Genomic DNA, 13,828 nt, shown 5'->3' on the forward strand with positions numbered 1-13,828 from the left:
TTAAATACTTTCACCGGTGATAATACGAAAACCGACATCAATCACTTGACCTCGCGCAATTTTACCTTTCATTCGTTTAAGCAATAAATCAGCTGCTTGCTGCCCCATTTCATCACGCGGAGTAAAAATACTGGCAAGGCGAGGTGTCATAACTTGTCCAACATCGTGCCCGTGGAAACCTGATATCGCAATATCCTCTGGCACTGAAATGCCTAAACGCTGGCACTCAAAAACAGCACCAATCGCAATATCGTCATTGGTGCAATAAAGCCCGTCTAAATCAGGATATTGCTTACGTGCCGCATGTAATAATTCAGCGCCCAATGAATAAGAAGAACTTTTTGGCGTCATCACATTACCAACAGGCAAGCCCGCATTTTGCATCGCTTTTTCATAGCCATTTAAACGCATTAAGGTTCGTTCATCTTGTCTTGCGCCAAGGTAGATAACGCGTTTACAGCCACGCTTGATCATTTCACTGACCATCTGTTGTGAGGCTGCAACGTTATCTAATCCTACCGCTGAATCAAAACAAGGAGAAACGCTGTCCATAATCTCCACCACAGGAATACCCGCGGTTTCTAGCATTTTCATGGTTTTTGGCGTGTGCGTTCTTTCAGCAAGAATAAGCCCATCAATATTATAAGAGAGTAATGAAAGCAGACGTTCTTCTTCTTTTTCAGCACGATAGCCATAGTGCGCTAACATGGTTTGATAACCGTATTTATCGGTGACTGATTCAATACCACGAATAACTTCGGCAAAAACTTGGTTAGTTAAAGAAGGTAGCAATACCCCAATCGCATGACTGGTTGAATTAGATAAAATATCAGGGGCGCGATTAGGAATATAATTAAGGCTATCTAATTCACGCGCAATTTTTTCTCGTAAAGCTTCAGAGACTTGTTCGGGGTTACGCAAAAATCGGCTAACCGTCATTTTGGTAACACCAACTCGTGAAGCTACATCCTGTAATGAGGGGCGTTTTTTCTTCATTTTATATCGCAACTATCCAAAAACACTCGTATTAATACGCGCTTTAATTTTCCAAGAACGCTGATTATAGCCCTAGGTTATACACTATTTCGAATAAAGTTTTTCAGATATGAGCCTAGATTTGATTTTGACTGATGATCCCTTGACTTAAGCCAAAGGAAATATAGTATTCTTCGCTATATAATAAATGAAACAACGTTCTCAATATAAAACAATAAACAGTGTGAACTTATGGCGATCTGTAGACGACAATTTCTAACTTACCTCACAACCATTGCGACATTATCAGCACTTCCACATTCGGTAAGAGCCGCAATAACCTCACGTATAGCAGCACAATTTGGTCATATTCCTGCACCAACAGCGATCCACCGCGTGATAAGTGCGGGGCCTCCAACTGATCAATTGTTACTCGCATTAGCGCCTGAAAAATTATTGGGTTTTTCATCACTTAATTTAGAAAAAAGCCCTTTATTTTCAGATGAACTGCGTAAATTACCTCGTTTAGGGCGCTTATCAGGACGAGGTAGTACACTCTCTTTAGAAGCGTTACTGACGTTAGAGCCTGATATCATTATTGATAGTGGTAATGTGGATGAAACCTATCGTTCACTAGCGAAGCGTGTTTCTGATCAAGCTGGTGTGCCTTATGTGTTAATTGATGGCACATTAAAAGATAGCCCAGCGCAGTTACGTCAAACAGGGGCTTTATTAGGTGTTAGTGAAAGAGCAGAAACATTAGCACGCATTGCAGAGCAATATCTTAGTGATGCAGCCTTATTTGCTGCGGCACAAAAAATAAGCCCTCGTTTTTACCTTGCTCGAGGTGCAAAAGGGTTACAAACAGGTGCTAGAAGCTCTATTCATACCGAAGCTATTGAAACATTAGGTTTTGAAAATGTGGTAGATATTCCTGATTTCACAGGGTTAACAGATGTGTCACCAGAACAACTGTTGATGTGGGACCCTGAAATTATCATCACACAAGATGAAAATGCCTATCAGCAAATTATGCACGACGCGGTATGGAAAAGCATCCAAGCTGTTAAAAACAACAAAGTTTTACTGTTTAAAGGATTACCATTTGGTTGGTTAGATGGTCCTCCAGGTATCAACCGTTTAATGGGGATGCGTCGCTTACAGAGCCATTTTGACGCTCGAATAGAAAAACAAGCCGATCAAGATCTACAAAATTACTTTGCTCATTTTTATCATACGCAATTAAGTGCTGAACAATGTCAGCAATTGCTGGGGTATTCATGAGTCAATCAGTACGCATCACGCTTTTATTTGCGTTATTCTCAATTGTCACATTGATTGCCATCACTAGTGGTAAGTATTCACTTACTGCTAATGAACTGTGGACACTGGTAAGTAATAAATTAATAGGCAATGTGGAATACAGCAGAACTGAAACCGTCTTTTGGCAAATAAGATTTCCCCGTGTTTTGGCGGCAATCTTAATTGGTGGCGGGCTTGCGATTGCAGGGGCGGCTTATCAAGGCATGTTCCGTAATCCATTGGTATCACCTGATATTCTTGGCGTTTCATCAGGTGCAGGCGTGGGTGCGGTTTTAGGTATTTTCCTTGGGCAATCGATGTTGTCTATTCAGCTATTTGCCTTTGCAGGCGGTTTGGCAACGGTTGCCTTAGTCTACTTTATTGCAAGGCTTGCTAAACAACACGATCCTGTTCTTTCGCTTGTCTTGGTTGGTATTGCGATTAGTGCGTTATGTGGCTCTGCGATCTCATTAATGAAAATTCTCGCTGATCCTTATACACAATTGCCTTCAATTACCTTTTGGCTTTTGGGGGGGCTTTCGACCATTACGGCTTCTGATTTAATTTCTGTCGCCCCTTTAATGTTGATTGGCTTTATTCCACTGATTTTACTGCGCTGGCGCATGAATATTCTCAGTTTATCTGATGAAGAAGCCAGAGCATTAGGTTTAAACGTCGAAGTTACTCGACTTGTCTTTATTTTGTCAGCCACATTAATCACCGCAAGTGCGGTTTCTATCGCGGGTATTATTGGCTGGCTCGGCTTAATAGTGCCGCATATTGCAAGATTGTTAGTAGGCGCTAACTTTAGTCAACAACTGCCTGTATCCTTACTTGTGGGTGCCATTATGCTGCTAATCACTGACACATTAGCGCGGACAATAGCCAATATTGAACTTCCATTAGGTATTTTAACCTCTGCCATTGGTGCGCCATTCTTCTTAATGTTGTTACTTAGAACAAGGAAAGGTGCATGATCATTGCTAATGCAAAACAGCTCGCCATTGGCTATAAAGGCAAAATCTTAATTAAAGATCTCTCATTCCACATCAAACAAGGGCAAATCATCTGCTTATTAGGTGCCAATGGCTGTGGAAAAACCACACTGATGCGAACGCTATTAGGGTTAATACCTTGTATTGATGGTGAGATTAATATCGCGGGTAAAAAACTAAGTGAGTGGTCACCAACAGAACTGGCTAAAGTGGTGGCGTATGTTCCTCAAGCCACACATATCCCCTTTTCATTCAATGTTATCGATATGGTTGTGATGGGACGAGGCGCACATTTATCCTTTTTCTCAATGCCTAGCTCACAAGATAAAGCAATGGCAATGGAAACCTTAGAAATGCTCTCGCTTTCTCACCTTGCTTACCGCACTTTTGATACCTTAAGTGGTGGTGAAAAACAGATGGTCTTGATTGCCCGTGCTTTAGTGCAACAGCCCAAATTACTGATTATGGATGAACCCGCAGCCAGCCTTGATTTTGGTAATCAAATAAAACTGCTTACCCAAGTTAAGGCATTAAAAGCGTTAGGGATCAGTGTGTTTATGTCAACACACCATCCACAACATGCCGCTTCATTGGCTGATGATGTTATTTTACTGACACCTCATACGCCTGTTTTGCAAAATAGCCCTGAAATTTTGCTAACACCCGATAATTTAGCGCACCTTTATGGTGTACAACCCACAGATATTCAGGCGCATTTTCACGCCTACTCTGATAATAACAATGACCATAGGCAAGAATATGAACACCATTGAAACCACCGATTTTGCTCAACTTTATAAAAACCACATGGTACAGGCTGAAAGAACCAAAAAAGAGCCAGAACATTGGGATAAACGTGCTGAGAAAATGGCAGAAACCTGTGCAAATCCTAACGATCCTTATTTAATAAAATTTCGTGAAATGATGGATTTCACAGGTGCAGAAACCCTATTAGATGTAGGTTGTGGTCCTGGCTCTATCAGCATTCATGTTGCGGATAAATTCAAAAAAACCATTGGTATTGATTACAGTACAGGGATGCTCGCAGTGGCTAAACGCCGAGCCGAACAAGCCGGCATCAATCATGCAGAATTTATCACTTGCTCATGGGAAGATAGCTGGGATGCACTTCCTCGTTGTGATATCGCGGTTGCTTCACGTTCAACACTCGTGATGGATTTACAAACCGCACTCTTAAAACTTAATCGCCAAGCTAAACTCCGTGTTTATACCACTCACACGGTTTCGCCAACCTTTGTTGATCAACGCATTATTCGCTTACTGGGTCGAGAGGTTCCTACACTTCCGACGTACATTTATGCGGTGAATATGCTGAATCAAATGGGCATTCACCCTAAAGTAGATTATATCCGTAGCCGTAATTGCCAGAGTAATTTCAATAGCCTTGAGCAATTTATTGAAGGCATCAACTTCTCTGTAGGGCCGCTAAGCGAAGACGAAATCACTCGCTTAACCCATTATTATCATGAAAGCATTAAAAATGGTGTTTCACTGATTTCGCCTACCCGTGATTGGGCGATGGTGTCTTGGGATGTAGTACCTGAAAGTGAGTTAACGCTATGATTTATTACCCTGATGCCTTTCTTGATAATTTATTGATGGAAGATATTCAGTATGGTGATTTAACAAGTCGCGCCCTGAATATTAGTGATCAATTAGGTACGATGACATTTACACGCCGTGAAGCGGGTTGTGTCAGTGGGATCACGCTAGGTTGCCGTTTATTGGAAAAGTTAGGGTTAGAGGTAAAAGCACATCGACAAGACGGTGATTTTGCCGACAAAGGCGATTGTTTAATCACAGCAGAAGGTCGTGCTGATGCACTGCATCAAGGCTGGAAAGTGGTACAAAACGTGCTGGAGTGGAGTTGTGGTGTGAGTGACTATATGGCGAAAATGCTAGAAATCTATCACCGCTATCAACCAAAAGGACAAATTGCGTGTACCCGTAAAAATATCCCAAATACCAAGTTACTGGCAACACAAGCGGTACTTGCGGGCGGTGGTGTGATCCATCGCCAAGGTTGTTCTGAAACTATTTTACTCTTTGCGAATCATCGCCGATTTTTATCAGAGCCTGATAATTGGGCGCAACACGTTAAACAGTTACGCCAAGCTGCACCTGAAAAGTGCATCGTGGTAGAGGCTGATGATATTGAACAAGCGAGAGAAGCGCTAAAAGCTCAACCGGATATCTTACAGCTAGATAAATTCTCCGTTGAAGATATTGCTCAACTCCAACATGAAGCGCCTCAAATTGCACCTCAATGCCATCTTTCGTTGGCTGGCGGCATTAACCTGAATACGATTGAAAAATACGCACAAACAGGCATCCGTTTAATGGTAACGTCTGCGCCTTATTATGCACCACCGACGGATATTAAAGTTCGTCTTTACCCAAAAGATTAAATAAAAATAGCATTTTACTTGTAAGTAAGTATTTACATATTTAATCAATAATAAACAAACCGAGTGCTAACGTATTGTCAGCACTCATTTTATTCATTTATTTTTACGCATATCGCTATATAAAAAATTATATACGGACTGCAAATTGAGATTGGAATGATGAAATTAAAACCTCTATGCTACTGTTTATCTGTTGCTCTGCTGCCAAGTATTGCGCTTGCTGACACTACTTATGGGCAATCAACGCCTGATCTATTAACCGTTTGGAGTAGCCCGATTGCGGCCAATCCAGATGTGTTAACACAAGAACAAATGCTTGAACAAAATAAAGTGAATGCGGCACAAGCTATTGCAACATTACCCGGTGTTGTGATGCAAAAATCGGGCAACCGTAATGAATACACCATCAAAGTGCGTGGCTTTGATAGTCGTCAAGTACCTGTATTCTTTGATGGTATTCCAACGTATGTTCCTTATGATGGCAACTTAGACTTAGCGCGCTTTACCACTAACGATCTGGCAAGCATCGAAGTCAACAAAGGCTATACCTCATTACTGCAAGGCCCTAACTTAATGGGCGGCGCTATCAATATCACCACTGCGACACCGAAAAAACCCTTAGAAGGAAGCATTGCTTATTCTCAAGGTTTTGCTCGCGGTGCTGATTATGCACATAACATGAGTGCACGTTTAGGCGCTCGCAATGATTTAGGTTTTATTCAAATCAGTGGTAGCCAATTAAAACAACGCTTTACACCAATTCCGGGGGCTGACGAAAATAATCAAGCAGCCGGTACACATGGACGTCGTGATAATTCAGCAACTGACGATAAGCGCGGCATGATTAAAGTAGGCTGGACGCCACGCGCTTCTGACGAATATACCCTGACTTATGTAAAACAAGACGGTGAAAAAAATAGCCCACCGTCAACATTAGGTAAGGGTAAATTTAAATATTGGGCGTGGCCAGATTACAACAAAGAGAGCTATTACTATAGCGGTGTAACACAAATCACCGATGGTATTAATCTACAAAGCCGTGCTTATCACGATAAATTTGAAAATACCCTCTATATGTATCCAAAAAAAGGGGATACTCCTGACTATAGCCACTATGACGACTACAGCACAGGCGCTGCATTGCAATTAGGTATAGATACACGCGACAGTGACCTACTCTCTTTTGCTGCACATTGGAAAGATGATGTTCATCGCGCTCAAAAAGAGAAAGGCGGTGATTGGATGCGTTATAAAGACAGAACATGGTCTTTAGCCACAGAATACCAATGGGTTGTCACCAATGATCTCGATTTAGTGGGTGCCATTAGCTATGACTGGCGTGACAGTGTTGATACTGATAAAGGGGCTGATGACAACAAACAAACCGCTTTTAACTGGGAAATGATGGCGAAATATTCTTTAGCCAATGATGATGCTGTCCGCTTCTCGGTGTCTGATCGTAGTCGCTTCCCAACACAAAAAGAGCGTTATACCACTGAGAAACCGAAAGATGGATCAAAAGGGATTATTAATCCTGATTTAGATCCTGAACGTGCATTATCGTTCGACTTAACCTATGAAGGGCACATTACCGATAAATGGGGTTACCAAACCAGCATTTATTACAACCGTGTCAGTGATGCAATTATGGCACACACAGTTTATCGTAATGGCAACGCGTTCTTCCAAAACCAAAATAGTGGACGCATTGACTACGTGGGTCTTGATTTAGGCACGAAAGGCAACGTCACTGATTGGCTAGAACTTGGCGTAAATTATAGCTATATTCACAGTGACCCGAAAAAAATCGAACATATTGAAGGCTTACCAAAACATAAAGCTTATATGTGGATGACGTTTATTCCAGTTGAACAAGTTCGCTTTACCATTATGGAAGAAGCACAAGGCTGGACTTATAACCGTATTGATGAAGATGACAAACTCGCAGGCTATGCAAAAACCGATCTTCGTTTAGATTATGACTTTGGTTATGGTGTTTCTGCGAATGCTTCTATTAATAACCTGTTTGATAAATCTTATGAATACACTCAAGGTTATATGGAAGACGGTCGTAATTACTGGTTAGGCCTAGAGTATAAATTCTAATTTAAATTATTATTAATAAATTTAAGAGCTGATATTTATTTTAATATCAGCTCTTTTTTATCCCTAAAATAACGTTACTTTCCATAATATCACTCTAAAAAAATTAAAAATGTAAGAATCCCTTTGCCATTTCTAATAATGTATTCATAGTGCTACTCACTATTTTGACGAAATTATCATAATTGCTATTTGCAGAACTGTATTTTTTTGATAATTCATCCAAATTAGTATTAACACCTTTTTCAACTGCATCTAATGTTTTCTTTAATAAATCAAACTCCGTTTGTAAAATATCATGCCCGCCTCTCGGCATTTTATCGAAATAATCAAGTAATTTATCTATTCCTGACAAATCCAAACTAGCCTCAAATAAAAAAGCAATGTTGGGTCTAATCCCCCCCGAATTATCAGTTTTTTTGTAGTTCACACCTTTAATTTGGCTAAGTAATTTTTCTACTGCATTAATCGCACTATCTACTTCAGTACTACTTTGATAATATATCTTTTCTCCATTAATCAATCGATAAAACCGACCATCATCCTCTTTCACAAAAGTCATACCTAAGCTAAAAAAACCAGGTCTTTGTGATTTTATTTTTAATAAATTTAATCTATCGTATAGAGCATCAACATTTACATTGATATATCCATCTTTACTCCCAGCCTTTGTTGCCTGACTTAATTCAGATAATATCTCTCTTAACTCTTTTACAAAATCCATATACTTAGAAAAAATATCTTTTAAAACATCTAAATAATCATTTTTACCCGCGACAATGGATTGTTTTACTTCATCAAATAAATCACTTAATGAATCTGTTGGATAACTGTCATTTGATTGCGCATTTTCTATGGCACCAGCAGCATAACTAATGTCATTTAAACTTTTCTTTTGATTAATATTATTTTCTACATATTGTTCATCAAGGTAAAAACCTTTTTCTTTACTAGAGAGATGTTCAAATTTATTATCATCTTTACCATCATTAAGATAAAGTTCTTGGTATTCTCGCTTTATGTCTTCTAATAAAAAACTTGAATTATTTAAAAATTCACCTTGATTATGTGCTTGCACATTATAGAACCTATTTTCTATATGTGATTTATGATTACTTTTAGGTACATCAAAATTAATAGCAGTAGCCATAACATTAACCTTTTATATAAAAATAAAAGAAGTTGTTTCAAGAAAAAAATAAAACTAATATTTTAACAAAACTTAAAACAACACATAAACGTTAGCACTGTTGGGCTATTTTTTCTAAAAATATAAACTTTACTTTTAATCTCTATAAAAAATTAAAATTGTAAAAAACCTTTCGCCATTTCTAATAATGTATTCATTGTACTACTCACTATTTTAACAAAATTATCATAATTGCTATTTGCTGAGCTGTATTTTTTAGAGAGTTCATCAAGATTAGAATTCATTCTCTTTTCTAATGAATCAAGCGATTTTTTAAATAAATCAAATTCAGTTTGTAAAATATTTTTATATTTTACTTCTTCTTTTTTATTTTCATTATCTTTTTTTACTTTTCTCATCTCTTCTTCAATATCAAAACCAGGTCTAACTAAACCAAATAAAGATGTATTATCATAAAGTAGTTGTTTTCTTTTTTTCTCTATTTCAGCATCTGATAATACGCCATCCATAGAGATATCCGTATTTATTTTACTCAGGAAATTATCAAGATCATCAAAATCAATATAGCCAATAAAATTTAATCCAATATCATTTTTTATTTCTGATGCGTGATTTTCCTTTCTTACCTTAATGCCTTTTATATCTGTTAATAATTTTTCTATTGCATTTAATGATTGATGAATTTGCTCTTTATCTTTATAACTTATTAAGTGTTTTCCTATTTTTCTAATGTAATTTCCATCATTTTGATATTCAAATAAAAGTGTATTGTGAAAAAATGATTTCTCTCCTAATTTTTCCTGATACTCTTTTTTAACATTCTCCAATGTTTTTTTTAATTCAATATAATTAATTGCTATACATCCATCTTTCTTACCTGCTTTAGTATATTGGATAATGGATGTTATTGCCGCTCTTAAGTCTCTTACATAATCCATATAATTGGAAAAAACATCTTTTAGAACATCTAAATAATCATTTTTACCCACAACTATTGATTGCTTAATTTCATAAAAAAAATCACTCAATGAATCCGTAGAATAACCAGAATCCGCAATTTCATCTTTTATAATTGGCTCTAGTTTTTTTATAATGTTTAAGCATTGATTATGAGAAATAATATTTTTATCATATTGTGCAGAGAGAGAAACATATATTTCCCTCTCCGTTTTTCCCTTTAAATTATTACAACTAATCCAGTTATCAAGATCAAAATCTTTTTTTTCTCGCCTTATATTTATTAATAATTCTTTCATATCATCTAAAATGTATTTCCCATTCTTAGATGTAGAAACAACATCATTATCTGAAGAATAGATTTTCGAATGACTTGCTATATTAGACATCCCTGAATCAATAGCTTTAGCCATAAATTATCCTCTTACATTCGAACCAATTGCAGAAGCCGCATCCTGCTGCGCATGAATAATTGCTTCAATAGCTTGTAACAATGCTTTTATCACTTCCGTTACTTCGCGTTGCATCTCATTATTATTATTAATAACATGGTTATTAATGCTTCCTCTTGCTTCCAATACTTTTTGCTTACCATCAAGTACAATTCCTTGAGATTGCAAAGTTTGGTCTGCCACTCGTGCCAAAGGGTCCGCAGTTGAAGTCACTAAGTTACCGGTGATCATCGTTGGGTTAGAATGACCAATAAGATCTTTCCCCATCCCTTTAATTGAAACAAAAGCCCCCATACCATGAACTGCCATTGAAATACCGGCACTCGTAATTGCAGCACCAATCATAATATTGGCTTTTTTATTAAGATTATCTTTTATTTGATCAGCGATATTTAATTCAATATTCATCAGCATCACACCCATTTCTCTAGATGCTTCGAACTTTTTAATCATAGACTCTAAATATTTAACAATTAAGTTGATTAATTTCATCATATCCGTAGAGATGAAATTAAACATACCCAATTTTTCTGTTTTTATATTATCATAAATATCATTATCATTATCAACTTCGAGTGATTTTAATATCTTTTTTATATCCGGTGTTTTTACTTCTGGTTCATCTAGAATTGGTTTTGATTTATTTCTTGTTTTTTCTAAAATGCTATTTAATTTATTATCAATCTCTTTACTTAGTTTACTATCATTAATAATAACTTTGTTATCAATGATTTCATTGAATTTAGACTTATAGTCATTAGATACATTATCATTACTTATTTTCATATTAATACCTTATTAAGGATAAACTTGATTAAATAGATATATTTCTGATCATGTCTGATTTAGTTCGATTACTTATAGAAGATTTTTCACTCATATTTTTTAAAATTTCAGTGATACTATCGATATTCTCATGATAACTTTCCATTATCTTATCCATTAAGTTTTGAATAAGATTTAATATGGCATCTAATTTTTTACTGTCAGCGATAGATTGCATAATTTTTGCAGAAAGAACACTACTATAAATATTAACTACATTTGTTGCTGTTGCATTAACTAACTTAGAAATAACTACGATTCTGTTTAACATCACACCTGCCTTCTGACTGATCTCTTTAGCAAGTAGTGCATTAATTTTCTTCATCGCTTCTTCAAGTGCTTGAATAATGATTTCTTTAATCATTTTTTCCATCATAATTTCAAGTGCTTCATTGAAGACTCTTTTCAATAGATCTCTGACTTGTTGATTAATTATTTTCTTCGCTACATTTGTTATACCATTTACGGCGGGACCAGCAACAAAACTTAATGCAATTGCGGCAATAAATAAAACCGCGGTAATTAAAGCCTTAAGCCCCATTTTTAATTTATTTTGTATTGAGTTTTTTATATCCTCAATAATTTTTTTATCTATACCTAATTTCTTTAATTCATCTAAAGAGCCATAAATCACATCCGCTAGAAAATCGACCACCTTATCTAAAGCCTCCATCAAAGCTTCATTCATAGGTTGCATTAATTCATCCATAAACGATGTGCCATGTATCGCTTGGTACACTTCATCTGCAATAGTTAATGCGGCATCCGCGACCATTAATACAACGGCAACCGCCATTAAGGCCATGGATGCACCTGCTGTAAAAATAGAAGCAACACCCGCAACGATGGCGATTAATCCAGCTAACAGTTTTAACCCAATACCTGACCAAAATCGAATTTCTTCTTGTTTTTTTATTTGGGCTTTTTGATCGTCAATTTTTTCTTTAAGTGATTTTTTCGTCACTTCTTGCATTTCCTCAAAGAGTTTTTGCTCATTTTCAGAACGCTGCAACATCACTTTTAATGTTAATTCTCGTGTTTTCGCTAATAAAAAAGTTAATAACGCCATTCCAGATAAAGAATTTGACATTATTTTAAGTTCTAATGTACTTTGATTCGCCGTAAGCGCTCGATATACTTCTTTTATTTGCTCTAATTTTTCTTTTATTGACTCATTTTCTTTTTTATTAATTAATGCTCTTAGTTCATCTTTATGTGAAGTGATTGTATTAATTCTATCTTCACTGATAGAAACATTGGGCATAACTTTAAAAATATTATCAAAGAATTGAGATAGGCTACTATATAATTTGTCCAAATTATCTAAGGATAATTTAGAGAGATCATCAGGTAATTTCAAAAATGGAAATATCTTTTCAAGTGATTTTTCCATATCATTTTTAGATTTAATTTTTCCTGATAATAATCCTTTAATTAATGCGCTAGGAATATTATTGTTTTTTAAAAAGTTTTCAACTTCAGATTTCGTTTTAAAGTTATTCGATTTTATTTGATTATAGACCTCCATCCAATAATCAGTATAAGCATCTTTATTATTTTTAAATTCATTGATCACTGATTTAAATTTATCTCTTAAACCATCAACACCTTTCGATAAGGTATTTAGCTTATCTATATAATAATCGAGTTTATCCGGATCTTTAATTTGATCTAACACATTTTGGTGAATGACATTTTGATAGGATAATTGTAAGTATAAAAAATCATACTCTTTACTTGATTTATTATTTGGGGAGTAGATGATAACAGAAGGGGTTGGTGATGATTGTTGTTCTTGAGATATATTTCTATTATTAGTCTTTATATTTTGTTGAGAGAAAGTATTTATTTTATACTGCACATCATCCTGAATATTAATCCTTTGATTATTTTTTTTCTGCTCAATAGGCGCTCTAAGAGCAGGTGCAGAAGCTTTATTTTCTTTATCTTTAATTTGTGAAGAAACAATACTTTCATTTACAGTATTGATTCTTTGAGCTTGTTGCGTTGTCTTTTTAACGACATTTTCCACTTCCTTAGAAGGTAAAGGTGTGGAAAATACCATGTTATCATTAACTTTCTTAATATCATTCATACTGTTCTTCCTTATCTCCTTTATCTGTATTAAGAACAACAAGGGGAATATCTTTTAATGATTCTAAATAAATATTGGCTCTTTCTTTTATAGCTTGATCATTAATATTTTCTGAAACTTGATGAAAACAATATTTGGCTTTTTCTTTTTCACCCAGCGATAAATTACATTGTCCTGCATAAAAGACAGGTCGATAATCATTTTTCGCATTGAGATAAGCTAAAGCATAAAGATCAATTGCTGCTTGATACTGTTTTTTTAATTGCTTAACAGCAGCAAGCCCCATAATGTAATCAACATTATAAAAATCGTAGAGACACAAAAATTTGAAAATCGCTTCAGCTTCATCCAGTTTTCCTTTCTGGTAAAAGTCATAAGCAAATGAATAGATTCCTTCCATAAATCCTTCTGGGATAGCGCCTTCATCCTTGAGTGATGCCCCATTCTGAACAATAGAAACAATATAGTTTGCTAATTGATCAATTTCTTTTTCTGACATTTTTTCATATACTGACATGATGTTAATCCTTTCATCTATGATGAAT

General features: G+C 35.9%; 12 protein-coding genes. 6 read left to right on the forward strand and 6 right to left on the reverse strand.

Annotated features, from left to right (window positions below; all coding sequences use genetic code 11):
- Positions 1-996, reverse strand: coding sequence for a gluconate operon transcriptional repressor GntR (gntR, locus tag QQS39_RS16480; RefSeq protein ID WP_151436193.1), 996 nt, complete (start codon positions 994-996; stop codon positions 1-3).
- Between the two features lie 231 nt (positions 997-1,227).
- Between gntR and QQS39_RS16485 the strand changes: the two genes are divergently transcribed.
- The 6 genes from QQS39_RS16485 to QQS39_RS16510 all read left to right on the forward strand — a co-directional run bounded on the left by QQS39_RS16485 (position 1,228) and on the right by QQS39_RS16510 (position 7,807).
- Positions 1,228-2,259, forward strand: a complete 1,032-nt coding sequence (locus QQS39_RS16485; protein ID WP_285804967.1) for an iron ABC transporter substrate-binding protein — start codon at positions 1,228-1,230, stop codon at positions 2,257-2,259.
- Positions 2,256-3,254, forward strand: a complete 999-nt coding sequence (locus tag QQS39_RS16490) for a FecCD family ABC transporter permease (RefSeq protein ID WP_196571218.1) — start codon at positions 2,256-2,258, stop codon at positions 3,252-3,254. The genes QQS39_RS16485 and QQS39_RS16490 overlap by 4 nt, the downstream gene beginning before the upstream one ends.
- A complete protein-coding gene (locus QQS39_RS16495; RefSeq protein ID WP_285804968.1) occupies positions 3,251-4,045 on the forward strand; it encodes an ABC transporter ATP-binding protein in 795 nt (264 codons plus the stop codon). The genes QQS39_RS16490 and QQS39_RS16495 overlap by 4 nt, the downstream gene beginning before the upstream one ends.
- Complete coding sequence (locus QQS39_RS16500) at positions 4,032-4,856, forward strand: class I SAM-dependent methyltransferase (protein WP_151436197.1); 825 nt, start codon at positions 4,032-4,034, stop codon at positions 4,854-4,856. The genes QQS39_RS16495 and QQS39_RS16500 overlap by 14 nt, the downstream gene beginning before the upstream one ends.
- The gene (gene modD, locus QQS39_RS16505) at positions 4,853-5,701 is read left to right on the forward strand and encodes a ModD protein (RefSeq protein WP_151436198.1); all 849 of its coding nucleotides are present in this window, start codon (positions 4,853-4,855) and stop codon (positions 5,699-5,701) included. The genes QQS39_RS16500 and modD overlap by 4 nt, the downstream gene beginning before the upstream one ends.
- Positions 5,702-5,860: 159 nt before the next feature.
- Complete coding sequence (locus QQS39_RS16510) at positions 5,861-7,807, forward strand: TonB-dependent receptor plug domain-containing protein (protein ID WP_285805907.1); 1,947 nt, start codon at positions 5,861-5,863, stop codon at positions 7,805-7,807.
- A gap of 103 nt (positions 7,808-7,910) precedes the next feature.
- Here QQS39_RS16510 and QQS39_RS16515 read toward each other — a convergent pair whose 3' ends face one another.
- From QQS39_RS16515 to sicA, 5 genes are all read right to left on the reverse strand, one after another.
- The gene (locus QQS39_RS16515) at positions 7,911-8,954 is read right to left on the reverse strand and encodes an IpaD/SipD/SspD family type III secretion system needle tip protein (RefSeq protein WP_285804969.1); all 1,044 of its coding nucleotides are present in this window, start codon (positions 8,952-8,954) and stop codon (positions 7,911-7,913) included.
- 152 nt (positions 8,955-9,106) lie between these two features.
- The gene (locus QQS39_RS16520) at positions 9,107-10,324 is read right to left on the reverse strand and encodes an IpaD/SipD/SspD family type III secretion system needle tip protein (protein WP_285804970.1); all 1,218 of its coding nucleotides are present in this window, start codon (positions 10,322-10,324) and stop codon (positions 9,107-9,109) included.
- A 3-nt stretch (positions 10,325-10,327) separates the two neighbouring features.
- Positions 10,328-11,149 (reverse strand): type III secretion protein, encoded by an 822-nt coding sequence (locus QQS39_RS16525; protein WP_285804971.1) that lies wholly within the window; start codon positions 11,147-11,149, stop codon positions 10,328-10,330.
- Positions 11,150-11,177: 28 nt separating this feature from the next.
- Positions 11,178-13,283, reverse strand: a complete 2,106-nt coding sequence (gene sctE / locus QQS39_RS16530; protein WP_285804972.1) for a type III secretion system translocon subunit SseC family protein — start codon at positions 13,281-13,283, stop codon at positions 11,178-11,180.
- Positions 13,276-13,800: a type III secretion system translocator chaperone SicA gene (gene sicA, locus QQS39_RS16535; RefSeq protein ID WP_285804973.1), complete on the reverse strand. Its 525-nt coding sequence runs from the start codon at positions 13,798-13,800 to the stop codon at positions 13,276-13,278. The genes sctE and sicA overlap by 8 nt, the downstream gene beginning before the upstream one ends.
- Between the last annotated feature and the right edge of the window lie 28 nt (positions 13,801-13,828).

The organism is Proteus appendicitidis (assembly GCF_030271835.1).
GTDB lineage: Bacteria > Pseudomonadota > Gammaproteobacteria > Enterobacterales > Enterobacteriaceae > Proteus > Proteus appendicitidis.